Source organism: Streptomyces sp. NPDC043726, assembly GCF_056436565.1.
Window position 1 is genome coordinate 48557 of the sequence record NZ_JBWKCI010000007.1, and the last position, 23184, is coordinate 71740.

Consider the following 23184-nt stretch of genomic DNA (forward strand, 5'->3'; position numbering starts at 1 on the left):
ACGACGCCCCGCGGTCCCCCACCGCGGACTTCCCCCACCGCCACACGAGCACATCGGCCAGTACGAAAGGCATCCTCGCACCTGCCACTGACAACACGCCCGCCCCCCGGCGCCAAGTGATCTTGATTGGTCGGCTCTGCCCGTAAAAATGCCTGATCTCTGCCGCATCCCGGCCGAACTTCTGCCGCCCGGACGATCACTTGAGATCGCTCACGCCCGGGTTCGGCAACCAAAGCGAGCGGCCCGAGCGTCTTTCCTGTGAACCTTTGCTTCGAAGCGCCCGGCACTACAGTGGGTCGGAACATCGGAACACTTTCAGGCAATCAGCAGGGAGCGCGTGACGTGCGGCCAGTCGGCAGCAAGTACCTGCTCGAGGAGCCGCTCGGACGCGGCGCCACGGGCACCGTCTGGCGAGCCCGCCAGCGTGAGACCGCGGGCGCCGAGGCGGCCGTGCCCGGCCAGCCCGGCGAGACCGTCGCGATCAAGGTCCTCAAGGAGGAGCTCGCCAGCGACGCGGACATCGTCATGCGGTTCCTCAGGGAGCGGTCGGTCCTGCTCCGGCTGACCCACCCGAACATCGTCCGGGTCCGTGACCTGGTCGTCGAGGGCGAACTGCTCGCGCTCGTCATGGACCTCGTGGACGGCCCCGACCTGCACCGCTACCTGCGCGAGAACGGCCCGCTCACCCCGGTCGCGGCCTCCCTCATGACCGCGCAGATCGCCGACGCGCTTGCCGCGAGCCACGCCGACGGCGTCGTGCACCGCGACCTCAAGCCGGCGAACGTCCTGCTCAAGCAGGACGGCGGCCAGATGCACCCGATGCTCACCGACTTCGGCATCGCGCGCCTCGCCGACTCCCCGGGCCTGACCCGTACCCACGAGTTCGTCGGCACGCCCGCGTACGTCGCGCCCGAGTCCGCCGAGGGCCGCCCGCAGACCTCCGCCGTCGACATCTACGGCGCCGGCATCCTGCTGTACGAGCTGGTCACCGGCCGTCCGCCGTTCTCCGGCGGTTCCGCGCTCGAGGTCCTGCACCAGCACCTGAGCGCGGAGCCGCGCCGCCCCTCCACGGTCCCGGACCCGTTGTGGACGGTCATCGAGCGCTGTCTGTCCAAGGACCCGGACCGGCGGCCGAGCGCCGAGAACCTCGCGCGGGGCCTGCGGGTCGTCGCCGAGGGCATCGGGGTGCACGCGAACTCCGCGCAGATCGCCGCCGCCGAGGCCGTGGGCGCGCTGCTCGCGCCCGACCCGGCGCCCGCGACCGTGCCGGGTTCGGCCGACCCCACGCAGGTGCTGCCGCACGGCGCCGGTTCCTTCGACCCGAACGCCGCGACCAGCGTCCTGCCGCACACCTCCGGCGCCGCCGACCCCACCGCCGTACTGCCGAACCGGGGCGCGGCCGACCCGACGGCGGTCATGCCGCCCGTACCGCCCGGGCAGCAGCCCCAGGGCCCCCGGCCCGAGGAGCCGCACCCCTGGCAGAACCAGCTGCGGGCCGCGCGCGACCGCAACGAGCAGACGCAGGTCCAGTACCTCGACCCGAGCGAGGACCCGCTGCGCCGCCGCCCCCAGCGGCAGGTGGCCCGCCCGCAGCAGCCGCCGCAGCGACAGCCGCGGCAGCAACAGCAGGGCTACGGCTATCCGCAGCAGGGCCGGCAGCAGTACGCCCCCCAGCAGCAGCCGCAGCAGTACGCGCCCCAGCAGCGGCCTCAGCAGCCGCAGCCGCAGCGGTACTCGCCGCCGCCCGCGCCGCCCGAGACCCAGCGGCCGCAGCGTGAGCCCCGGCAGCCGCGGCAGCGCAGCGCCAACCCGATGCGGATCCCCGGGCTCGGCTGCCTCAAGGGGTGTCTGTTCACGCTCGTCATCCTGTTCGTGGCCGGGTGGCTCGTCTGGGAGCTGAGCCCGCTGCAGGACTGGATCGGCACCGGCAAGGGGTACTGGGCTCAGCTCTCGGACTGGTTCACGACGGTGACGGACTGGATCGGTGAGCTGGGCGGGAGCTCGGCCGGGCAGTAGGTCCGGGCAGCAGCCCGGCCGCGGTGCCGTGGACGACGAGTCTGTTGATTTGTCGACACCTGGCGGGTGATTTCCGTCTCCGCGGTGAAGGTTGGCTCGTCGGACGCGTAGTTTTGGCGACAACACGCGTCTGTAGGAGCAGTCTTGGCACGGAAGATCGGCAGCCGGTACACCGCCCACCAGATCCTGGGACGGGGCAGCGCCGGCACGGTGTGGCTGGGCGAGGGGCCCGAGGGGCCCGTCGCCATCAAGCTGCTGCGCGAGGATCTCGCGTCCGACCAGGAGCTCGTCGGGCGCTTCGTGCAGGAGCGGACGGCGCTGCTGGGCCTGGAGCACCCGCACGTGGTGTCGGTGCGCGACCTGGTCGTCGACGGCAACGACCTCGCGCTGGTCATGGACCTGGTCCGGGGCACGGACCTGCGCACCCGGCTCGACCGGGACAAGCGTCTCGCGCCGGAGGCGGCGGTGGCGATCGTGGCGGACGTGGCGGACGGCCTCGCGGCGGCGCACGCGGCGGGCGTCGTGCACCGCGACGTGAAGCCGGAGAACGTCCTGCTGGACATGCAGGGCCCGCTCGGTCCCGGCGGCGCGCACCCGGCGCTCCTGACGGACTTCGGCGTCGCGAAGCTGATCGACTCCCCGAAGCGGACCCGCGCGACGAAGATCATCGGTACGCCGGACTATCTGGCCCCGGAGATCGTCGAGGGGCTGCCGCCGCGGGCGTCGGTGGACATCTACGCCCTCGCGACCGTCCTCTACGAGCTGCTGGCGGGCTTCACGCCCTTCGGGGGCGGTCACCCCGGCGCGGTGCTGCGCCGCCATGTCACGGAGACGGTGGCCCCCCTGCCCGGCATCCCGGACGAGCTGTGGCAGCTGATCGTGCAGTGTCTGGCGAAGGGCCCCGCGTCCCGGCTGCGCGCGTCCGAGCTGGGCGTCCGGCTGCGGGAGCTGCTGCCGATGCTGACGGGGATGCCGCCGCTGGACGTGGACGAGCCGGACACGGAGCCGGCGGAGGAGGAGAGCGCGCCCGAGGAGCCGGCTCCCCCGGGGCCGGTACGGCGGGGGGCGGTGCCGCTGGTGCCGGGTGCGAAGCCGACGGACTCCAACCGGGACACGCACACGTCGATGAGGGTGCCGGGGCCGGACGAGCTGGCGGGCGGTGCGCGCGGTACGGCGCGGGTGCCCCGGGCGTCCGGAGCGCCCCGCCCGGGCTCGGCCCGCCACCGCGCGGCCACCCGGCGGCGCCGGATCGCGCTGGGGGCGGCGGCGGTGGCGCTGGTGGCCGCGGCCGGGGTCGGTACGTGGTTGGCGACGTCGGGGGACGACGCGGACGCGACACCGCGGGACGCGCAGACCTCGGCGCCCGCCTCACCGTGACGTCCGGGCTTCCTCGCCCCCGCGGAGCCAACCGGCCGGAAACCCAGGGCACCCTCTACGGACCTCGGCGCTTGGCGGAGCCGTTACGCTGGGAGCGTGGCAGTCGTCGATGTATCCGAAGAGCTCAAGTCCCTCTCCTCGACCATGGAGTCGATCGAGGCCGTTCTGGACCTCGACAAGCTGAGGGCAGACATCGCCGTGCTCGAGGAGCAGGCGGCCGCGCCGTCCCTGTGGGACAACCCGGACGAGGCGCAGAAGATCACCAGCAAGCTCTCCCACCTCCAGGCCGAGGTCAGGAAGGCGGAAGCGCTGCGCGGACGGATCGATGATCTCGCCGTGCTCTTCGAGATGGCCGACGAGGAGGACGACCCGGACACCCGTGCCGAGGCCGAGTCCGAGCTCGCCGCCGTCAAGAAGGCGCTCGACGAGATGGAGGTGCGCACCCTCCTGTCCGGCGAGTACGACTCCCGCGAGGCGCTGGTGAACATCCGCGCCGAGGCCGGTGGCGTCGACGCCGCCGACTTCGCCGAGCAGCTCCAGCGCATGTACCTGCGCTGGGCCGAGCGCCACGGCTACAAGACGGAGCTCATCGAGACCTCGTACGCGGAAGAGGCCGGCATCAAGTCGACCACCTTCTCCGTGCAGGCGCCGTACGCCTACGGCACGCTCTCCGTGGAGCAGGGCACGCACCGGCTCGTCCGGATCTCGCCCTTCGACAACCAGGGGCGGCGCCAGACCTCCTTCGCCGGTGTCGAGGTGCTGCCCGTGGTCGAGCAGACCGACCACGTCGAGATCGACGAGTCCGAGCTGCGGGTGGACGTCTACCGCTCCTCCGGGCCCGGCGGCCAGGGCGTCAACACCACCGACTCCGCGGTGCGCCTGACCCACCTGCCCACCGGCATCGTCGTCTCCTGCCAGAACGAGCGGTCGCAGATCCAGAACAAGGCCACCGCGATGAACGTGCTCCAGGCCAAGCTGCTCGAGCGGCGCCGCCAGGAGGAGCAGGCCAAGATGGACGCCCTCAAGGGCGACGGCGGCAACTCCTGGGGCAACCAGATGCGTTCGTACGTCCTGCACCCGTACCAGATGGTCAAGGACCTGCGGACGGAGTTCGAGGTCGGCAACCCGCAGTCCGTGCTCGACGGTGAGATCGACGGCTTCCTGGAGGCCGGAATTCGCTGGCGCAAGCAGCAGGAGAAGTAAGCGAAGCGTTTTGTCGACAAGGCAACTGCCGCCGTCGGGGCGGCAGTTGCCTTTTCTGTTCCCGATGTCTGGGTTTTACATCACACTCACAGGCTCCCTCCACCGGCAAACGGCCCGTACCTGGACATCGCGTACGCAACGGCCTTGACGTTGGTTTGAAAAGTGGGAAGGGTGAAGCGCGGCATGCGTATCTCCGGGGCGCATGTGAACCGGGGGGCGTGAGTTCAGCTACCACCCCCCGTCGATCACCGCCCCCGAGCGCCGCCTCACTGACGATGAGCTACTGGGGGTAGCAACCACATGACCAAGAAGACGCGGATCCGTGTCGCCCGCCTCGCGGCCGGTGCCGTGATAGCGGCTGGTGCCACGATCTCCGCCGCGGGTGTCGCTTCCGCCGACGTCTGTGACGATCTGGGTATTTGCGTCACGCCCGAGCCCGATCCCACGGAGACCGAGCCGGAGCCCGAGCCGGAGCCCACCGAGACCGAGCCGACCGTCATCCCGACGGCCACCGAGGAGCCGGAGCCGACGGACCCGCCCGAGCCCACGGCGGAGCCGACCGAGCCCACCGAGGAGCCGTCGGAGGACCCGACCACCGAGCCCACCGAGGACCCGGGCAACGGCAACGGCAACGGGAATGGCAACGGAAACGGCAACGGCGGCGGCAACAACACCGACCCCGACGGCGGTGCCGGTGACTCCGCCCAGCAGGAGGGTTCCTCCTCCCTGACCGACACCGGTGACGAGACCGCCTCCGACACCTCCGCCCAGGGCAGCGGTGAGGAGCTCGCCGAGACCGGCGCCGCGCAGACGACGTTCCTGATCATCGGCGCCGCGACGATGATCGCCGGTGGCATCGGCTTCCGGGTGCTCCCGCGCCTGGTGAGCGGCCGTGGCGGCGCTGCCGCCTGACGGTAGCCGCACGCACGCGCACCGTGTGTGACGAAGGGCCCGGAGCGAGGCACGCTCCGGGCCCTTCGTCGTGGCTGTGAGCAGGGCTTACGCGGTCTGGTGCGCCAGCAGCGCGACCGCCGCGATGAGAATCACCAGCAGTGCGATCAGCGTCATCGGGGTCAGGTTCGCGAGCGGGTTCTCCTGCTGGAGCCGTTCGCGGTTGGCCCGGCAGACCGGGCAGCGGCCCTCGTTCACGGGCGCCGCGCAGTTCGCGCACACCAGCCGGTCGTACGTCATGCGCCTCGCCCTTCTTCCGAGTGTTCCGGTGGGAGAACGCCTCAGGGTCGCGGAACGTTCCCCTCTCTACTGTGCCAGGTTCCTCCGCAGGCCGCCCGGGCGCTCCCGAGAGGGTGTTTTCACAGCGGGAACAAATCCGCACAACCCTTGCGCAACCCCTACCGGTGCCTGCGCTCCCGCACCCGACTCGCGTATGGTCACGCTCATCTACCCCCGGCGACCCGTGGTGCATCCGTGATCCGATTCGACAACGTATCCAAGGTCTACCCCAAGCAGACCCGCCCCGCACTCAGGGATGTCTCCCTGGAAGTGGAGAAGGGCGAGTTCGTGTTCCTCGTCGGGTCCTCCGGCTCCGGAAAGTCCACCTTCCTGCGGCTGATCCTCCGCGAGGAGCGGTGCAGCCACGGTCAGGTGCACGTCCTGGGCAAGGACCTCGCGCGCCTGTCCAACTGGAAGGTGCCGCAGATGCGGCGCCAGCTGGGCACGGTGTTCCAGGACTTCCGGCTCCTGCCGAACAAGACGGTCGCGGAGAACGTCGCCTTCGCGCAGGAGGTCATCGGCAAGTCGCGCGGCGAGATCCGCAAGTCCGTGCCGCAGGTGCTCGACCTCGTCGGGCTCGGCGGCAAGGAGGAGCGGATGCCGGGCGAGCTGTCCGGTGGTGAGCAGCAGCGCGTCGCCATCGCGCGGGCCTTCGTGAACCGGCCCAAGCTGCTGATCGCCGACGAGCCCACCGGCAACCTCGACCCGCAGACCTCCGTCGGCATCATGAAGCTGCTCGACCGGATCAACCGGACCGGCACCACCGTGGTGATGGCGACGCACGACCAGAACATCGTGGACCAGATGCGCAAGCGCGTCATCGAGCTGGAGAAGGGCCGCCTCGTCCGCGACCAGGCCCGCGGCGTCTACGGCTACCAGCACTGAGACCGCAGCGAGTTCCACGGAAAGGCTTGAAGCAGACGCCATGCGCGCCCAGTTCGTACTCTCCGAGATCGGTGTCGGTCTCCGCCGCAATCTGACGATGACGTTCGCCGTCATCGTCTCCGTCGCCCTGTCGCTCGCCCTGTTCGGCGGGTCGCTCCTGATGAGCGACCAGGTCAGCACGATGAAGGGCTACTGGTACGACAAGGTCAACGTCTCGATCTTCCTCTGCAACAAGAGCGACGCCGAGTCCGACCCCAACTGCGCCAAGGGCGCGGTGACCGCGGACCAGAAGAAGGAGATCCTCGCCGACCTCGACAAGATGAATGTCGTCGACACGGTGACGTACGAGTCGCAGGACCAGGCGTACAAGCACTACAAGGAGCAGTTCGGCGACTCCCCGCTGGCCAGCTCCCTCACGCCGGACCAGATGCAGGAGTCGTACCGGATCAAGCTGGAGGACCCGGAGAAGTACCAGGTCATCGCCACCGCCTTCGACGGCCGTGACGGGGTGCAGTCGGTGCAGGACCAGAAGGGCATCCTGGACAACCTGTTCGAGCTGCTCAACGGCATGAACTGGGCCGCCCGCGCGGTCATGGCGCTGATGCTGGTCGTCGCGCTGATGCTGATCGTCAACACGGTGCGCGTCTCGGCGTTCAGCCGGCGGCGCGAGACCGGGATCATGCGCCTGGTCGGCGCCTCGGGCTTCTACATCCAGGCGCCGTTCATCATGGAGGCGGCGGTCGCCGGTCTCATCGGCGGCGCGGTCGCCTGCGGGTTCCTGGTGGTCGCGCGGTACTTCATCATCGACCACGGCCTGGCCCTGTCCGAGAAGCTGAATCTGATCAACTTCATCGGCTGGGACGCGGTGTTGAAGTATCTGCCGCTCATCCTCGTGACGAGTTTCCTGATGCCCGCGTTGGCGGCGTTCTTCGCGCTCCGCAAGTACCTGAAGGTGTGACTCTTGCCAAGAGGGGCCGTCCGGTCAACCGACCGTACGGCCCCTCGCGTTGTCCTAGACTCACCGGCATGTCAGGTCGTGACCTGTTCTGCCAGCCCCGTCGCATTCGCCGCGGGGCCGCCCTGACATTGGTGTTCGCCAGTGTGCTCGTCGCCGGTGCGGCGACCGGATCGCTGCCCGGCCCCGACCGGAAGTCGGCGCCGGGGACGGCCCGTTCGACCACCGCCGCCCGCCATGAGCAGGTCGCCGAGGCGGCCGCCGAGGCCATGGCCGACGGAAAGTCCCCCATGGAGGCCGCCGAGCGCGCCGTCAGCCGCAGCGGGGACCGCTGGGGCGCCGTCTACTCCCAGGGTGAGTACGAGGAGTTCGAGGAGGCCCTCGACGGCCGCTACACCGGCGTCGGACTGTGGGCGCGGCGCGAGCGGGACGGCCGTATCGAGGTGACCAAGGTGCGTGCCGGGTCGCCCGCGGCCACCGCCGGGATCAAGGCCGGCGACCGGCTGCGCAGTGTCGACGGTGAGCGGGTGGACGGGCGGCCGGTCACCGAGGTCGTCTCCTTACTGCGCGGCGACGCCACCGACGCGGCCGCCGGTACGGCGGTCGAACTCGGATTGGAGCGCGGCACGCGCGCGTGGAGCCTCACCGTGCGCCGCGCGGAGCTGTCCACCGACTCCGTCACCGTCCGCCGCCTCGCCGCCGGGGTCACCGTGATCCGGATCGACTCCTTCACCAAGGGCTCCGGCAAGGCCGTGCGCACCGCCCTGGGCGATGCCCCGGCCGACGCCGGGATCATCCTCGACCTGCGCGGCAACTCCGGCGGCCTGGTCACCGAGGCCGTCACCGCCGCCTCCGCCTTCCTCGACGGCGGGCTGGTCGCCACCTACGACGTCGACGGCGAGCAGCGCGCCCTGCACGCCGAGCCCGGCGGGGACACCACCAGACCCCTGGTCGCGCTCGTCGACGGCGGCACGATGAGCGCGGCCGAGCTGGTCACCGGCGCCCTCCAGGACCGCGGCCGCGCGGTCGTGGTGGGCTCGCGCACCTTCGGCAAGGGCTCGGTCCAGATGCCGAGCCGGCTGCCCGACGGCTCCGTCGCCGAGCTGACCGTCGGGCACTACCGCACCCCCTCGGGGCGCGGCGTCGACGGCCACGGCCTCACGCCCGACCTGGAGGCGGACGCGGGGACGCTGGAACAGGCGGAGACCGTGCTCAGCGGCCTGGCCCCGCGCTAGAAAATCGGCTTCCCGCCGACCCCCTCCGTAGTGCGAAAATGGACGGCACTATGAGCAAGGGAATGTACGTACCCAAGGAGGCCCAGCCCAAGAAGGGCGGGGCGGCCGCCAAGGCCAAGGACGGCGAGAAGGGCGGCAAGCGCAAGATCGTCGCGCAGAACAAGAAGGCCCGCCACGACTACGCGATCATCGACACCTTCGAGGCCGGTCTCGTCCTCACCGGCACCGAGGTGAAGTCGCTGCGCCAGGGCCGGGCCTCGCTGGTCGACGGGTTCGTCCAGGTCGACGGGGGTGAGGCGTGGCTGCACAACGCCCACATCCCGGAGTACGCCCAGGGCACCTGGACCAACCACTCCGCGCGCCGCAAGCGCAAGCTGCTGCTGCACCGCGAGGAGATCGACAAGCTGGAGGTCAAGGCGGGGGAGACGGGTCACACGATCGTGCCGCTCGCCCTGTACTTCAAGGACGGCCGCGCGAAGGCCGAGATCGCGCTCGCGCGGGGCAAGAAGGAGTACGACAAGCGCCAGACACTGCGCGAGCAGCAGGACCGGCGGGAGTCGGACCGTGCCATCGCGGCGGCGAAGCGCAGGCAGCGGGCGGGTTGACGCCGGGAATACGGTGGCATGCGCCCGCGTTGGTCACGTACGATGGCACTGCACCTCACCGAGGGTGCGCGGCCCCTTCGGGGGATTGAAAAAACAACATGGGGATGATCGGTTTCGACAGCGGCTGTCGAAGCAGGGGAAGCGTGTCGAGGAAGCGGCCATGATCTCGTAAACCACAGGCCGAAACCAATAATCGCCAACACCAAGCGCGATTCCTTCGCCCTCGCTGCCTAAGTAGCGACTTGCGAAGTGTCAGCCCGGGGCTGTTCCCGACCCGGATCCTGGCATCAGCTAGGGGACTAAACCTTGATCCCGGTCACGGGGTGAAGAGGGAAATCAAACAGTGACTGAGCCCGTTCCGGACTTGTCTGGGTGATCCGGAGGGCTGAGAAACTCGTACCAGACTGCACACGGAGAAGCCCTGATTCCGCACCGTTGGACGCGGGTTCGATTCCCGCCATCTCCACCAGCCCCTCCGGGGGTTACCCCATGTGGGCACAGGCCCCGTCGCTTCGCGCGGCGGGGCCTTTGTCATGCGTGTTCCGGGATGGCATGTGTGTTCCGACGTGAGCTGTGTGATGTGCGGGGTCTGTGACAGCTCTGTGACGGGTGATGTGGCGCCCGTCACAGCCTGCGGTGATCGTCGCCTGATGAGGTGGGCGGATGCCGAACCCCCGTCGTGCCGTCCCGGCCGTCCTCGCCGGTGCCCTGCTGCTCGCCGCCTGCGGAACGGGGGAAGGGGGCTCCACGCGCGCCGGCGGCGAAGGCGGGCCGGTGTCCGCCGAGACCCTGTGCCCCTCGGACTTCCCGCGGTACGGCACGCCGAACGCCGAGGAGCCGGATCCCGCCGCCGCCCCCTCGGGCACCCCGTCGGCGTTGCCGCTGCCGCCCGCCGACGGCACGGCCGACGCGGACGCCGAGGTGAGGATCACCGGCCTGTACTCCTGGGGCCCCGACAGCGGGTGCGCCGGGGCGGACGTCTCCGCCGACTTCGAGGTCACCAACCGCGGTAAGGAGACGGCGACTTTCACGATCACCTTCGGCTTCCGCGGCGGCGTGGGCGGTGGGACCGACAACGGGCAGCGGACGATCGAGTCGGTCGGCCCGGGCAAGACCGTCAAGGGCACCGTGGTCAAAACCGCGGACATGGGCTCGCCGTCCGAGGTGTCCGGGATCTCGGTCGTCAAGGTGCGCAGCGTCCCGGACGCCGAGGCGTCCACGGCGTCGGGTCCCTGCCCGAAGTCCGGGCTCCACGTGTACACGGACCAGGGGGACGCCGCCATGGGCCTGCGCGTCGTGGGCCTGCACCTCGTCAACTGCGGCAGCACGCCCTACGAGCTCAACGGCTACCCGGAGATCGAACTCCTCGACGGGGAGCACAAGGCGGTCGACGGGGTACGGATCCTCCAGGGCACCGCGCAGATCAGCACCGGCCTCGGCGACGACACCGCGCGCCCCGTGACCCTCGCACCGGGCGAGGCCGCCCGCGCCACCTTCGCCTGGCGCAACACCACCCAGTCCGGCACCCCCGTGAACGCCCCCTACGCCCGGGTCCACGCCAAGCCGGGAGCGGCCCCCGTCATGGTCATCCCGGAGTTCGACCTCGGCACCACGGGCCAACTCGGCGTCAGTGCCTGGGCGAAGGACGAGGCCCTCTCGACTCCGTAGTCCTCAGACCCACCCCCGACTCACGGTCTTGGGGCTCCACATCACAAGCCCCGCCTATGGTGTCCGGCCCCATATCGGCGGGTCGTTCACGGTTCTACGGTCCCTCCCCATGACACAGACCAGAGCCGCGACCCTGCCCCTGTTCGCCGTCCTGACGGCCCTGTTGGCCGTCCTCCTCACCCCGGCGCCCGCGTCCGCCGCCTCCCTCCAGGAGGTCACCGGCTTCGGGACCAACCCCGGCGCCCTGCGCATGTACCGGTACGTCCCCGACGGACTGCCCGCGGGGCGGCCGGTCGTGGTCGCCCTGCACGGCTGCACCCAGAACGCCGCCGGATACGGCACCGGCACCGGCTGGCCCCAACTCGCGGACCGCTGGGGCTTCTCCGTCGTCCTGCCGCAGCAGCAGAGCGGCAACAACCTCTCCAACTGCTTCAACTGGTTCCAGAGCACGGACATCCAGCGCGGCCAGGGCGAGGCCGCGTCGATCGCGCAGATGGTGGACCGGCAACTCGCCGACTCCGGCGGGGATCCGTCGCGGGTCTACGTCACGGGACTGTCCGCCGGGGGCGGGATGACCTCGGTGATGATGGCCGCGTACCCGGAGAAGTTCCGCGCGGGCGGCATCGTCGCCGGGCTGCCGTACGGCTGCGCCCAGGCCGCGGGGTCGCCGTACGTCTGCATGTACGTCGGTGCCACCCAGACCCCGGACCAGTGGGGCGACCGGGTGCGGGCGGCGCGGCCCGGCTACGGGGGACCCTGGCCCACGCTGACCGTCCTCCAGGGCACCGCCGACTACACCGTGAAGCCCGTCAACATGACCGACCTCATGGAGCAGTGGACCGATGTCCACGGCGCCGACCGGACGGCGGACGTGAGCGACTCCGTGGCCGGGTACCCCCACCAGGTCTACCGGGACCCCGCGGGCACGCCCGTCGTCGAGACCTACAGCGTCACCGGCATGGGCCACGGCCAGCCCGTCGACCCGGGCAGCGGCGGTACGCAGTGCGGGACGGCCGGAGCCTACTTCCTCGACGTGAACCTCTGCGCCGCCTACCGGCTCGGGCTGGCCTGGGGGCTCGGCGCCTGACCGAACCGCCGCAGCCCGTACGTCCGTTGCGTGAGCGCGAGCACCAGGGCCGCGCAGGCCGCCGCCACCGGTACGCCGTACCCCGCGCGCGCCGACACGTGTTCCGCGACCCAGCCGCCGGCCGCGCTGCCGAGGGCGATGCCCCCGAGCAGGCCGGTCACCGCCAGGGTCATGCCCTCGTTGAGGCGGCCCTCGGGGGTGCGCTCCTGGATCAGGGTCATGTTGGTGATCATCGTCGGGGCGGTGGCCATGCCGGAGACCAGGAGGGCGCCCGCCAGCAGGACGAGGGAGCCGGTGAGGGACGCGGTGAGCAGGGGGAGCGTCAGCAGTACGGCCATCGCCGCGAGGCACCACGGGTAGCGGCGCTCGGCGCTGCCGCCCGACCCCAGGGCGCCGTACAGCAGCCCCGCCGCGCAGGAGCCGCCCGCCTGGAGGGCGAGGACCGCGCCGGCCGCGGTGGGGTGTCCCTGCTCGTCCGCGAACGCGATCGTGACGACCTCCAGGGTGCCGAACACCGCGCCCATCGCCAGGCACACGGCGAGCAGCGCGGGCATGCCCGGCGCCCGGTACGGCGGCCGCGTCGGCGTCGTTCCCGGCCGGACCGGCGGTTCGGTCGAGCGCTGGGCGGTGAAGAGCGCCATGCCCGTCACGAGCAGCACCACTCCGGTGAGCGTGCCGGCCTCCGGGAACCACGTGCCGCACAGGAAGGCCGCGAGCACCGGCCCCAGCATGAAGCACAGCTCGTCCGCCGCCTGCTCGAAGGAGTTCGCGGTGTGCAGCGCCGCCGGGTCTCCCTTCAGCAGATGGGCCCAGCGGGCGCGGGCCATGCCTCCGATGTTGGGGGTGGTCGCCGTGGCGGCGTACGCGGCGAACAGGGTCCAGTCGGGGGCGCCCCGGTGCGTGCACAGCACCAGCGCGAGGTCGCCCAGGGTCGCGAGGAGGGTGGCGGGCAGGGCGACACGGGCCTGTCCGTGCCGGTCGATCAGCCGCGCGGTCCAGGGGGCGACCAGCGCGGTCGCCGCGAGCCCGGTCGCGACGACGGCGCCGGCGAGGGCGTACGACCCGCGCGTTTCGGCGATCATCAGGACCGCGCTCACGCTGAACATGCCCATGGGCAGACGGGCCATGAGGTTCCCGGCGGTGAAGGCCCGGGCGCCGGGTATGGCGAAGAGGCGGAGGTACTGGTGAGGCATGCGCCTACCGTCGCCCGGAGTGGATCAAAGGGTCCAACACCTTCTCCGTACGGATTCACGCGGCGGCGTTGTAAATTCCCCGTCATGCCCGATCCCCGCCTCCTGCGCGCCTTCCTCGCGGTCGCCGAGGAACTGCACTTCACCCGCGCCGCCGCCCGGCTCTACGTCGCCCAGCAGGCGCTCAGCCGGGACGTACGGCGCCTCGAGCGGGAGCTGGGCGCCGAGCTGTTCGTCCGGACCACCCGGCAGGTGACGCTGACGGCGGACGGGGAGCGGCTGGTGCCGCACGCCCGGCGGGCGCTCGCGGCGCAGGACGATCTGCTCGCCGCGTTCGGGCAGGCCCGGCCGCTGCTGGTCGACGTGAACTCCCCGGGGCTCGGCACCGGGACGCGGGTGCTGGAGCGGGCCCGCGAGCTGGCGTCCGGCCATGAGCTGATGGCCCGCTACGAGAGCGGTCTGACGGGAGCCGCGGCCGAACTGCTCGCCGGGCGCCTGGACGTGTCCTTCGGGCGGTTCGCGGGGCTGGCGCCGGCGCTGCGGGCGGGCCTCGAGCAGCAGCCCGTGCGCTACGAGCCGATGGCGGTGATCCTGCCCGAGGACCATCCGCTGGCGGAGCTGGCCGAGGTGCCGCTGTCCGCGCTGGCGGGGGAGACGGTGTACGCCGGCGCCGGGAATCCGCGGACCCCGGAGTGGACGGACCTCGCGCGGCGGCTGTTCGAGGGGCGCGGCATCGAGATCGCGGCCCCCGCTCCGCTCGCCGTCGGGCACGAGGAGTTCCGGCGGATCATGGCCAAGACTCGTACCCCGGTCCTCGCCGTCGTGGACTTCCCCGCCATGCCCGCCTCGGTGCTGCGGCCCCTGACCGACCCCGTGCCCCTGTCACCGGTGTCGCTGGTGTGGCGCAGGGGACTGGTGCACCCCGGGCTCGCCGCCCTGCGGCGGGCGGCGGCGGAGCTGGCCGCGGAGCACGAGTGGCTGAATCCAGCCGCTGAAGCATGGATTCCGGACAGTGACAAAGTCACGATGCGGGTCCACAACTGACACGCGGCAAACATGGAACTCACTCGTGCGCTACATTCTTGGCCTGAGCACAGTGTGCTAGAGGGGGCGCTCGGACCGGGTGGGGGCCCGGTGACGATCGACGGGTGCTCAGTGTCGTACGCGCACCCGGAAGGCTCCCGTGGGGGGATGAGTGCGCGTGAACAATTGGCGAGAAGACGCCCAACCGGAGTGGCCCGAGGCGGCATCCGGAACTCAGACGAATCCGACGGCGCAGGGTGCCACCCAGGCGTTCCCGGAGACCGCCGCGAACAGAACGGCGGCGCCGGAGGCCGAGGCGACGACGGTGCTGCCGAAGGTCGCGGAGGGCTCCGAGGCCGATCTGACGGAACTGCTGTCGGCGTTCGACCGGTTCGATCACAGCGAGGCGCTGCCGAGGACGGGCGGGCGCAAGGCGGCGGGCGAGGCGTTCATGCCCCGCGAGGGCACCGCGCGTGCGGTGAGCCGTACGACCGCGCCTGAAGCCGTGAGCCGTACGACCGCGCCCGGAGCCGCGAGCCGTACGACCGCGCCTGAAGCCGTGAGCCGTACGACCGCGCCCGGAGCCGCGAGCCGTACGACCGCGCCCGAAGCCGTGAGCCGTACGACCGCGCCCGGAGCCGTGAGCCGGACCATCGTCCCCGAGGGTGTGGGCCGTACCACCGCCCCCGAAGCCGTGAGTCGTACGGCCGCTCCCGAGGCGACCGCCCCCGACGCCGTGGTCCGTGACCCGTGGGGTGAGGCGCCCGAGGCCGGGGTCGCCCATGACCCGCACGAGGTCACCATCCAGCTCGACAGCGTCGGACTCCACCTCGACGGCTCGCTGCGGGCGGCCCCGGGCGCTGCGGGCGGCGGGGGCGCGGAGGGCTCCGACGGGCCCGTGTTCGTGGACGCGTCCGGCCGGCGCAGCCGCCGTTTCCGGCGGCTCGGCATGGTCGTCGCCATCGCCTGCGCCGTCTACGCCGTCGTGATCGTCGCCACCGTGCTGTCCGGGAACTCCAACGCGCCCTGGCTCCCCGTCAAGGACCCGAAGCAGGACACCCCGGCCGGTCAGGTGGACACCCCGCCGCTGCCCGCCGAGTCGGCGCCGGCCGGCGATGAGGACGCGGCGACGCCCGGCGCCTCCCCCTCCGTCAGTGACGGAGTGACCCCCTCCCCGGAGGCCGGCGCCACCGCCCCGGACGCCTCAGCCACCACCGAGGAGCCGGGCACCGACCCCGAACCGACCGCGACGAAGCCGACGACGCCGGACCTCGACCCGACGCCCGTCGACCCCGACCCCACCGAGACCGGGACCACGCCCGACCCCGACCCCACCCCGACGGAGACCGGCGAGCCCACGTCGGAACCGACTCCTACCGAGGGCGGTGGCGACGCCGGAGGCGCCGGCACCGATGCGGTCGCCGCTGAGAACCCCGCCGCAACCCCGAACGACCCGTCCCCGGAGCACACCCTCTGATGGCCTCCCGTACCAGCCGCCGGGGCATATCCCCCGGCGGTCCCAGGCGCCGCCGCGTGCCCATGCGCCTGCTCCTGCCCACGCTCGTCCTCGCCGCGCTGATGGCGATGCTGATGCTGCGCGGGTACGTGCACAGCGAGATCCTGGCGGACCACCGCGTCCGCCCCGCCACCGCGTCCGACCGCGTCCCCGAGCAGGTGCTCAAGGGCGGCCCGGTCATCGACGCCCGCAGCGGCCGTACCGAGACCATGGACATGCCGGACCACCGGCTCGTCCTCACCTTCGACGACGGCCCCGACCCCGAGTGGACGCCCAAGGTCCTGGACGTGCTGAAGAGGTACGACGCGCACGCGGTCTTCTTCGTCACCGGCACCATGGCCTCGCGCTACCCGGACCTCGTCAAGCGCATGGTGGACGAGGGCCACGAGATCGGTCTGCACACCTTCAACCACCCGGACCTCTCCTACCAGTCGAAGAAGCGCATCGACTGGGAGCTGTCCCAGAACCAGCTCGCGATCAGCGGCGCGGCCGGTATCCGCACGTCCCTGTTCCGCCCGCCGTACTCCTCCTTCTCCGCCGCCATGGACAACAAGTCCTGGCCGGTGACCGAGTACATCGGCTCCCGCGGCTACATCACGGTCGTCAACAACACCGACAGCGAGGACTGGCGCAAGCCGGGCGTGGACGAGATCATCCGCCGGGCCACCCCCAAGGGCGGCCAGGGCGCGATCGTCCTGATGCACGACTCCGGCGGCGACCGCCACCAGACGGTGCAGGCCCTGGACCGGTTCCTGCCGGACATGCAGGCCAAGGGCTACGAGTTCGACAACCTCACCGAGGCCCTCGGCGCGCCCAGCGCGCACAGCCCGGTCAGCGGCATCGACCTGTGGAAGGGCAAGGCGTGGATCTTCCTGGTCCAGGCCTCCGACAACATCACCGCCGTGCTGGTGGTCGGGCTCGCGATCATCGGGTTCCTGGTGATCAGCCGGTTCGTGCTGATGCTCGTCCTGTCCGGCGCGCACGCGCGCAGGGTGCGCAGACGCGGCTTCAGCTGGGGCCCGCCGGTGACGGAACCGGTGTCGGTGCTGGTGCCCGCGTACAACGAGGCCAAGTGCATCGAGAACACCGTCCGTTCCCTGATGGCGAGCGAGCACCCGATCGAGATCCTCGTCATCGACGACGGCTCGACCGACGGCACCGCGCGGATCGTCGAGGCGATGGGCCTGCCGAACGTCCGGGTGATCCGCCAGCTGAACGCGGGCAAGCCGGCCGCGCTGAACAGGGGCCTGGCGAACGCCCGTTACGACATCGTGGTCATGATGGACGGCGACACGGTCTTCGAGCCGTCGACGGTCCGTGAGCTCGTCCAGCCCTTCGGCGACCCGCGCGTGGGCGCGGTGGCGGGCAACGCCAAGGTCGGCAACCGGGACTCCCTCATCGGTGCCTGGCAGCACATCGAGTACGTGATGGGCTTCAACCTGGACCGCCGGATGTACGACATGCTGCGCTGCATGCCGACGATCCCGGGGGCGGTGGGAGCCTTCCGCCGTACGGCTCTGGAGCGCGTCGGCGGGATGAGCGAGGACACGCTCGCCGAGGACACCGACATCACGATGGCGATGCACCGGGACGGCTGGCGCGTGGTCTACGCGGAGAAGGCCCGCGCCTGGACCGAGGCCCCGGAGACGGTCCAGCAGCTGTGGTCCCAGCGCTACCGCTGGTCCTACGGCACCATGCAGGCGATCTGGAAGCACCGCAGGGCCCTGGTGGAGAGCGGTCCCTCGGGCCGCTTCGGCCGGGTGGGCCTGCCACTGGTGTCGCTGTTCATGGTGGTGGCGCCGCTGCTGGCTCCCCTGATCGACGTGTTCCTGCTGTACGGCCTGGTCTTCGGACCGACCCAGAAGACGATCGTGGCGTGGCTGGGCGTGCTGGCCATTCAGGCGGTGTGCGCGGCGTACGCGTTCCGCCTGGACAAGGAGCGGATGACGCACCTGATCTCGCTCCCGCTCCAGCAGATCCTCTACCGCCAGTTGATGTACGTGGTCCTGCTCCAGTCCTGGATCACCGCGCTCACCGGCGGCCGGCTGCGCTGGCAGAAGCTGCGGCGGACGGGTGTGGTCGAGGCGCCGGGCGGTCCGGTCGCGAGCCGGGATCGGAGGCCGGTGGGATGACACAGGAGATGTCGCAGCAGTCGTACGACGTGGAGTCCCCACCAGCCGCCCCCGCGCGTCCGGGCCGGGACCGCTACCTGGACCTGCTCCGCTCCATCGCCCTGGTGCGCGTGGTCGTCTACCACCTCTTCGGCTGGGCCTGGCTGACGGTGCTGTTCCCGTCGATGGGCGTGATGTTCGCGCTGGCCGGGTCCCTGATGGCCCGCTCGCTGAACCGCCCGGCGTGGGGTGTGATCAAGGGCCGGGTCCGCCGGCTCCTGCCGCCGCTGTGGGCGTTCAGCGCGGTGGTGCTGACACTGATGTTCGCGGGCGGCTGGAACCCCACGAAGAACACGGAGGACAGCCCGACCTGGGCGCTGCTGGAGCTGGTCAACTACATCATCCCGATCGGCGCACCGCCGTTCCCCTGGCACATCGGCTCGAAGTCGGGCCTGTTGGAGGACTCGTGGGCGGTGCAGGCGGCGGGACCGCTCTGGTACCTGCGCGCCTACCTGTGGTTCGTGGTGGCGTCCCCGCTGCTGCTGTGGTGCTTCCGCCGGGCCCCCTGGCCGACGCTGCTGGCCCCGCTGGGGCTGACGGCGATCGTGGGCACGGGAGTTGTGACGATCCCCGGTGAAACGGGCAACGCGGTGACGGACTTCGCGGTCTACGGCGGTTGCTGGGTGCTGGGCTTCGCCCACCACGAGGGGCTGCTGGCCCGTATCCCGCGCTATGTCGCCGTGTCCTGCTCCTCGCTGCTGATGGCCTTCGGCCTGTGGTGGGCCTCCGGCCACCTCGGCCCGGACGGCTGGGACCTGAACGACATCCCGCTGGCCCAGGCGACCTGGTCCTTCGGCTTCGTCGTGATCCTGCTGATCTACAGCCCGTCCTGGCAGGAACTTCCGGGCGGCCTGCGCAGATGGGACAAGCTGATCACCCTCTCCAACAACCGTGCGGTCACGATCTACCTCTGGCACAACATGCTGATCATGGCCACGGTCCCGATCCTGGACAACCTCTACGAACTCCCCTTCATGCAGGGCGAACAGGCGGTCGCGGCCCTGGACTCCACCTACCTGATCTGGATGTTCTTCCTGGTCTGGCCCCTGATCGGCCTCACGATCCTCTCAGTGGGCTGGATCGAGGACCTCGCGGCGAAGCGCCGCCCGAGACTGTGGCCGAACGGGGTGAAACGGGGCGGCGCCAGACGCAAGGCGTGACCTCGCCGGGGCGCTTCAGGGACCGGACTGTGGATGCTGAGTCATCCAGACCTCCGAGGGTCTGGGTCGATGTGGTGGCTGAGCTGCCACAGTTGAAGTCGAGGCCTTTCCTCGTGGAGGACTCGGAATCGATCGCGCGGGCGGTTGCCGAACTCGGCTTTCGCGTGGTTCGAGTCGCGCTCCCGCTGGAGATGGCGAACGCCGAGGACGTGGTGCTCACGCGATTGACAGCGGCGCTCGCCTTCCCGGATCAGGGGGCCGGGAGCTGGGCGGCCTTCAACGATCGCCTCTGGGACCTGCTCACAGCGGAGGACGAGCCGCCGGTCGCCATCTTCTTGGCCGGGCTTGACCGGCTGCTTCCCCGTGACCGAGCGAGGCGCCCGGCGACAGTTCCGCTGAGGCACTGCCCCGCTTCCTGCGTGCGTCGGGAGCCGATAGCGTGGCGCTGATTTGTGCCGTCACGTTTGCGCCATCAGGAGCTCTCCATGACCGACACGCGGGCGCCCGTGTTCGGGTTGATCACGCCCGAGGACTGGTATCGCGTCCCCCTTCAGCCGCGGGAGCGGATGGAGGCGTCCGTCGCCGCGCTCATCAAGCGGCAGTTCGCCGGGGTCGACGATCAGCCCGTGTTGCGGCGGAAGGCCGAGGAGCAGTTGCTCGGGGCTGCCGACGCGGGGGTTGAGCAGGGGGGCGTCGTGCTCTACCTGTCCTTCCTCGAGGCCGGGGGGATTCCGCTTTCCGCCTCTCTCCTCGTCTGTCGGCTCTTCGAGAAGTTCGACAGTCTCGACGCCGTCGTCGCGCTGGCCGGGTCCGGGGAGGTGGAGCCCGTCAAGCTGCCCGCCGCCGGCCCCGCCGCGCGGCTGCTGCGACGTGAGCGGCCCAAGCAGTCCCGGAAGTTGGGAACCGAGTTCGACGACACGATCGTGGAGTACTTCGTGCCCGTCCCCGAGCGGGACGAGGTGCTGCTCCTCACCTTCAGCACGCCTCTGGAGCCCATCGCGGACGCCATGGTCGGACTCTTCGACGCCGTGGCCGGCACCCTGCGCTGGCATCAGCCGACCGAGGAGAGGGAGATACCGGCGTGAGCAAGAAACTCAAGGTCTCCACCGACGACCTCCGCACCGCCGGTACCGGGTTGCGTACCGTCGCCACCGAGCTCGAAGGGCTCGACAAGCTGATGGACGCCTATGACCGCCGTACGGTCGGGCACCAGACCCTGCACGAGCGGTTGCAGGAGTTCTCCGACGGGTGGGACGACAACCGCAAGAAGATGATCGAGGAGATCAAAGGGCTCGGCACGCTCGCCCATGAGGCGGGCAAGGCGTACACGGAGTTGGACACCGCGCTCTACGACGCGCTCGTGGGCAAGGGGAAGAAGAAGTGACCCGGCCCGCCGACCACCGCTGGGAGGTGCTCGGGGAGAGCACCGACCCCGTCCCCGGTGACCTCCACGACATGCAGGCGCTCTCCCGGCGCTTCGCCGCCACCGCCAAGACCATCACCGACACCGCCGCCGCCCTCCGCCGTATCGGCAACCTGGAGAGCTGGGACTCCGACGCCGGACGGGCCTTCGCCGAGAAGGCGAACGAGACCGCCAAGAACGTGAGCAAGGCGCACGACCGCTACGCCGACGCCGGCTCCGCGCTCAAGGAGTACTGCACCGAGCTGGAGTCGGTCCAGGGCGAGGCCGACAAGCTGCTCACCCAGGCCGAGACCAAGGCCGGCGCGCTGACCTCCGCCAAGTCCAGCGCCGCCAACCCGCCCGAGGGGACCGACGAAGCCGGGCAGAAGAAGCTCGACAAGGCCGCTTCCGACCTTCAGGACGACCTCGACGGGCTGCGCGAGAAGCTCTCCGGGCTCAAGACCCGGCACAAGGAGGCCGGGGACAAGGCCGCCAAGAAGATTCACGACACCACCGAGGGCGACGGGCTCAACGACTCCTGGCTCGACGATCTGCGGGACACCCTGAAGCTCGTCAGCGACATCGCCGGGGCCATCGCGGCGGTGTGCGGACTGCTCGCCCTGGTCGTCGGGTGGATTCCCGTCATCGGACAGGCCCTCGCCGCCGTGCTCGGCACGATCGCCCTCGTCATGACGGCGATCTCGCTCGTCTGCCACGTGCTGCTCGCCATCAACGGTGACGGCTCCTGGGGCGATGTCGCCATCGATGTGCTCGGGCTCGCAACCTTCGGCATCGGGCGGGTCTTCTCCGCCGGCGCCAAGATGGCCGCCACCGTCGGACGCAGCCGCGTCTGGACCGCCGCCACGCAGTACGTCCGTGGCTGGCACCCCAACCTCTCCTCCGCCGCCCGGCGCGACCTCGTCGAGGCCATGGTCGGCGCCCGCGCGGGGGCGACCCCGGGCGCGGCCCTCCCCGACGTCTCCCTGGGCGCCGCCTTCCGAGGACTGCCCACTTCCTTCGTCGACGACCTCGGCACCATCCGCAGCAACTGGCGGGACCTGTTCAAGGTCGGCGACAACTTCTCCGCCGCCCGCGACGCCTACAACACGGCCGGTGCGCGCGGTCTGGCCAGCATGTACGCCGGTCCCGGCATGGTCGACGAGCTGACCCGGATCAAGAACATCGACCCGTCCGACCTGAGCTTCATCGGGACGCCGGACGCGTTCAAGCAGGCCATCGCCTACAACTCGCTGGGCCTCGGCGGCACAGCCACCGGCGCCGGATCCGACACCAGGAGCTTCGTCGGACTGTTCGGCGGCGATCCCGAGATCGACGTCACCGGCTCCGACGCGTCGCTGGCGGGAGTGTGAGCACCGGCATGGGAGCTACGACGGACGAGTGGCGGGAGTGCCGGGTCGAACTGCCCGCCGCGCACAACTGGCTCGTGCTGGACCTGCGCAACGAGGACCCCGAGCGCTGGGCGCTCGGCGTCGCCGAACGGCACCTGGACGAGGAGGCCGGGGAGGAACTCCGTACGGCCTTCGCCTACGACCTCCTCTGGTACTGGGGCGTCGCCGTACGGCAGGGCGCGCTGTGCGCCGCCGTGCTGGCGCCACGCCGGGACGCGATCATCGCCAGCTACACGGTCCGTGAGCTGCGGGTTCCGCCGCAGTCCCGGAGCCTGGCCGCCTTCCGCGCCGAGGCGGGGCGGGCGGAGGGGCCGTACTTCGGGGGCGGGCAGGGCATCAGGGAGGTCGAGCTCCCCCTCGGACCCGCCCTCCGCGTCCACCGCCAGGAACCCACGGCACCGGAGTCCGACAGCGGCGTGATCATCGAGGGCGTCGCCCACTACGTCCTGCCCACCCGGCACGCGACGGCCCTGGAGTGCCGGCTGCTGTGGACGTCGCTCGGGCTCGGTGAGGAACTGTCGAAGGTGGCCGACGAGTTGGCGGACTCAGTGCGCCTTGCGTGACGTCGGCACCAGGCCGGCGAGCCCCAGCTTCTCCCAGGGGACCATCGCGAGCGGCATCCAGCTGAAGCCGACGGCGAGGACGGCGACGGTGGTGGTGAGGTCGCGGGGGAGGACGTGACCGAGCTGGGCGACCAACAGGCCGACGACCACGAGCCAGGCGCCGAAGACCAGCACGGCGAGGATCTTGCGCAGGGCCTCGCCGGGCGCGACCCGGGGGGTGTCCTCGGTGCCCCGCACCATGCCCCACAGCACGATCGGCACCATCAGCCCCACGATGCCACCGAGCCCGACGCACCCGACGACCAGCGCGTGCTCCCCGTCCTCCGGCACCGGTCCGGACAGCGGCGACTTCAGCAGCGCCACGGCGGCGAACGCCCCGAGCACCGTCGTCGCCAGTACGCCGACGGCTCCCGCGCCGAAGACGATGTTCCCGGCAAGCGAGCGCTGCGCCTTCGTACGCTCGGGCGTGGACTCGGCGGACATGGACTC

22 protein-coding genes and 1 other RNA gene are annotated in these 23184 nt (G+C 71.0%); 20 read left to right on the forward strand and 3 right to left on the reverse strand.

What is annotated here, in order from left to right; genetic code table 11:
- Positions 1-342: 342 nt before the first annotated feature.
- The 4 genes from AC068Z_RS20810 to AC068Z_RS20825 all read left to right on the forward strand — a co-directional run bounded on the left by AC068Z_RS20810 (position 343) and on the right by AC068Z_RS20825 (position 5508).
- A complete protein-coding gene (locus tag AC068Z_RS20810) occupies positions 343-2016 on the forward strand; it encodes a protein kinase domain-containing protein (protein ID WP_478557362.1) in 1674 nt (557 codons plus the stop codon).
- A gap of 144 nt (positions 2017-2160) precedes the next feature.
- Positions 2161-3393, forward strand: a complete 1233-nt coding sequence (locus AC068Z_RS20815; RefSeq protein ID WP_478557364.1) for a serine/threonine-protein kinase — start codon at positions 2161-2163, stop codon at positions 3391-3393.
- A 96-nt stretch (positions 3394-3489) separates the two neighbouring features.
- A complete protein-coding gene (gene prfB / locus AC068Z_RS20820; RefSeq protein WP_478557366.1) occupies positions 3490-4596 on the forward strand; it encodes a peptide chain release factor 2 in 1107 nt (368 codons plus the stop codon).
- Positions 4597-4896: 300 nt separating this feature from the next.
- On the forward strand, positions 4897-5508 hold the full coding sequence (locus AC068Z_RS20825) for an LPXTG cell wall anchor domain-containing protein (protein ID WP_478557368.1): 612 nt from the start codon (positions 4897-4899) through the stop codon (positions 5506-5508).
- 87 nt (positions 5509-5595) lie between these two features.
- On the opposite strand, the gene AC068Z_RS20830 is transcribed toward AC068Z_RS20825, so the two are convergent.
- A complete protein-coding gene (locus AC068Z_RS20830) occupies positions 5596-5787 on the reverse strand; it encodes a hypothetical protein (protein ID WP_451727000.1) in 192 nt (63 codons plus the stop codon).
- A gap of 234 nt (positions 5788-6021) precedes the next feature.
- On the opposite strand from AC068Z_RS20830, the gene ftsE reads away from it, so the two are divergent.
- The 7 genes from ftsE to AC068Z_RS20865 all read left to right on the forward strand — a co-directional run bounded on the left by ftsE (position 6022) and on the right by AC068Z_RS20865 (position 12261).
- Positions 6022-6711 (forward strand): cell division ATP-binding protein FtsE, encoded by a 690-nt coding sequence (gene ftsE / locus AC068Z_RS20835; protein WP_186286574.1) that lies wholly within the window; start codon positions 6022-6024, stop codon positions 6709-6711.
- Between the two features lie 40 nt (positions 6712-6751).
- Positions 6752-7669 carry a permease-like cell division protein FtsX gene (ftsX, locus tag AC068Z_RS20840; RefSeq protein WP_451726997.1) on the forward strand — a complete coding sequence of 306 codons (918 nt, stop codon included), beginning with the start codon at positions 6752-6754 and terminating at the stop codon, positions 7667-7669.
- A gap of 68 nt (positions 7670-7737) precedes the next feature.
- Positions 7738-8901: a S41 family peptidase gene (locus tag AC068Z_RS20845; RefSeq protein ID WP_478557372.1), complete on the forward strand. Its 1164-nt coding sequence runs from the start codon at positions 7738-7740 to the stop codon at positions 8899-8901.
- A 62-nt stretch (positions 8902-8963) separates the two neighbouring features.
- Entirely contained in the window at positions 8964-9506 is a 543-nt protein-coding gene (gene smpB / locus AC068Z_RS20850; protein ID WP_451727100.1) for an SsrA-binding protein SmpB, read from the forward strand.
- A 100-nt stretch (positions 9507-9606) separates the two neighbouring features.
- Positions 9607-9975: a transfer-messenger RNA gene (gene ssrA, locus AC068Z_RS20855) on the forward strand.
- Between the two features lie 194 nt (positions 9976-10169).
- Entirely contained in the window at positions 10170-11174 is a 1005-nt protein-coding gene (locus AC068Z_RS20860; RefSeq protein WP_478557374.1) for a DUF4232 domain-containing protein, read from the forward strand.
- Positions 11175-11283: 109 nt separating this feature from the next.
- Complete coding sequence (locus AC068Z_RS20865) at positions 11284-12261, forward strand: extracellular catalytic domain type 1 short-chain-length polyhydroxyalkanoate depolymerase (RefSeq protein ID WP_478557376.1); 978 nt, start codon at positions 11284-11286, stop codon at positions 12259-12261.
- On the opposite strand, the gene AC068Z_RS20870 is transcribed toward AC068Z_RS20865, so the two are convergent.
- Entirely contained in the window at positions 12225-13454 is a 1230-nt protein-coding gene (locus tag AC068Z_RS20870) for an MFS transporter (protein ID WP_478557378.1), read from the reverse strand. The genes AC068Z_RS20865 and AC068Z_RS20870 overlap by 37 nt on opposite strands.
- 84 nt (positions 13455-13538) lie before the next feature.
- On the opposite strand from AC068Z_RS20870, the gene AC068Z_RS20875 reads away from it, so the two are divergent.
- From AC068Z_RS20875 to AC068Z_RS20915, 9 genes are all read left to right on the forward strand, one after another.
- Positions 13539-14495 (forward strand): LysR family transcriptional regulator, encoded by a 957-nt coding sequence (locus AC068Z_RS20875; protein ID WP_478557380.1) that lies wholly within the window; start codon positions 13539-13541, stop codon positions 14493-14495.
- 157 nt (positions 14496-14652) lie between these two features.
- Positions 14653-15951: a DNA polymerase III subunit gamma/tau domain-containing protein gene (locus tag AC068Z_RS20880; protein ID WP_478557382.1), complete on the forward strand. Its 1299-nt coding sequence runs from the start codon at positions 14653-14655 to the stop codon at positions 15949-15951.
- Complete coding sequence (locus AC068Z_RS20885) at positions 15951-18122, forward strand: bifunctional polysaccharide deacetylase/glycosyltransferase family 2 protein (RefSeq protein ID WP_478557384.1); 2172 nt, start codon at positions 15951-15953, stop codon at positions 18120-18122. The genes AC068Z_RS20880 and AC068Z_RS20885 overlap by 1 nt, the downstream gene beginning before the upstream one ends.
- Positions 18119-19321: an acyltransferase family protein gene (locus AC068Z_RS20890; protein ID WP_478557386.1), complete on the forward strand. Its 1203-nt coding sequence runs from the start codon at positions 18119-18121 to the stop codon at positions 19319-19321. Before AC068Z_RS20885 ends, AC068Z_RS20890 begins: the two co-directional genes overlap by 4 nt.
- A 71-nt stretch (positions 19322-19392) precedes the next feature.
- Complete coding sequence (locus AC068Z_RS20895) at positions 19393-19770, forward strand: hypothetical protein (protein ID WP_478557388.1); 378 nt, start codon at positions 19393-19395, stop codon at positions 19768-19770.
- A 36-nt stretch (positions 19771-19806) separates the two neighbouring features.
- Complete coding sequence (locus AC068Z_RS20900; protein WP_478557390.1) at positions 19807-20406, forward strand: hypothetical protein; 600 nt, start codon at positions 19807-19809, stop codon at positions 20404-20406.
- Positions 20403-20705: a DUF6317 family protein gene (locus tag AC068Z_RS20905; RefSeq protein WP_315885592.1), complete on the forward strand. Its 303-nt coding sequence runs from the start codon at positions 20403-20405 to the stop codon at positions 20703-20705. The genes AC068Z_RS20900 and AC068Z_RS20905 overlap by 4 nt, the downstream gene beginning before the upstream one ends.
- Positions 20702-22093, forward strand: coding sequence for a WXG100 family type VII secretion target (locus tag AC068Z_RS20910; protein WP_478557393.1), 1392 nt, complete (start codon positions 20702-20704; stop codon positions 22091-22093). The genes AC068Z_RS20905 and AC068Z_RS20910 overlap by 4 nt, the downstream gene beginning before the upstream one ends.
- 8 nt (positions 22094-22101) lie before the next feature.
- Positions 22102-22695, forward strand: coding sequence for a hypothetical protein (locus tag AC068Z_RS20915; protein ID WP_478557395.1), 594 nt, complete (start codon positions 22102-22104; stop codon positions 22693-22695).
- Here the strand turns inward: AC068Z_RS20915 and AC068Z_RS20920 are convergent.
- Positions 22678-23178: a hypothetical protein gene (locus tag AC068Z_RS20920; RefSeq protein WP_478557397.1), complete on the reverse strand. Its 501-nt coding sequence runs from the start codon at positions 23176-23178 to the stop codon at positions 22678-22680. The genes AC068Z_RS20915 and AC068Z_RS20920 overlap by 18 nt on opposite strands.
- Between the last annotated feature and the right edge of the window lie 6 nt (positions 23179-23184).

Bases quoted from the DNA above. Each gene is read 5' to 3' on its own strand.
- AC068Z_RS20825 (WP_478557368.1), top strand. From the start codon at position 4,897: ATGACCAAGAAGACGCGGATCCGTGTCGCCCGCCTCGCGGCCGGTGCC.
- AC068Z_RS20830 (WP_451727000.1), bottom strand. From the start codon at position 5,787: ATGACGTACGACCGGCTGGTGTGCGCGAACTGCGCGGCGCCCGTGAAC.
- ftsX (WP_451726997.1), top strand. From the start codon at position 6,752: ATGCGCGCCCAGTTCGTACTCTCCGAGATCGGTGTCGGTCTCCGCCGC.
- AC068Z_RS20845 (WP_478557372.1), top strand. From the start codon at position 7,738: ATGTCAGGTCGTGACCTGTTCTGCCAGCCCCGTCGCATTCGCCGCGGG.
- smpB (WP_451727100.1), top strand. From the start codon at position 8,964: ATGTACGTACCCAAGGAGGCCCAGCCCAAGAAGGGCGGGGCGGCCGCC.
- AC068Z_RS20860 (WP_478557374.1), top strand. From the start codon at position 10,170: ATGCCGAACCCCCGTCGTGCCGTCCCGGCCGTCCTCGCCGGTGCCCTG.
- AC068Z_RS20865 (WP_478557376.1), top strand. From the start codon at position 11,284: ATGACACAGACCAGAGCCGCGACCCTGCCCCTGTTCGCCGTCCTGACG.
- AC068Z_RS20870 (WP_478557378.1), bottom strand. From the start codon at position 13,454: ATGCCTCACCAGTACCTCCGCCTCTTCGCCATACCCGGCGCCCGGGCC.
- AC068Z_RS20875 (WP_478557380.1), top strand. From the start codon at position 13,539: ATGCCCGATCCCCGCCTCCTGCGCGCCTTCCTCGCGGTCGCCGAGGAA.
- AC068Z_RS20885 (WP_478557384.1), top strand. From the start codon at position 15,951: ATGGCCTCCCGTACCAGCCGCCGGGGCATATCCCCCGGCGGTCCCAGG.
- AC068Z_RS20890 (WP_478557386.1), top strand. From the start codon at position 18,119: ATGACACAGGAGATGTCGCAGCAGTCGTACGACGTGGAGTCCCCACCA.
- AC068Z_RS20900 (WP_478557390.1), top strand. From the start codon at position 19,807: ATGACCGACACGCGGGCGCCCGTGTTCGGGTTGATCACGCCCGAGGAC.
- AC068Z_RS20915 (WP_478557395.1), top strand. From the start codon at position 22,102: ATGGGAGCTACGACGGACGAGTGGCGGGAGTGCCGGGTCGAACTGCCC.
- AC068Z_RS20920 (WP_478557397.1), bottom strand. From the start codon at position 23,178: ATGTCCGCCGAGTCCACGCCCGAGCGTACGAAGGCGCAGCGCTCGCTT.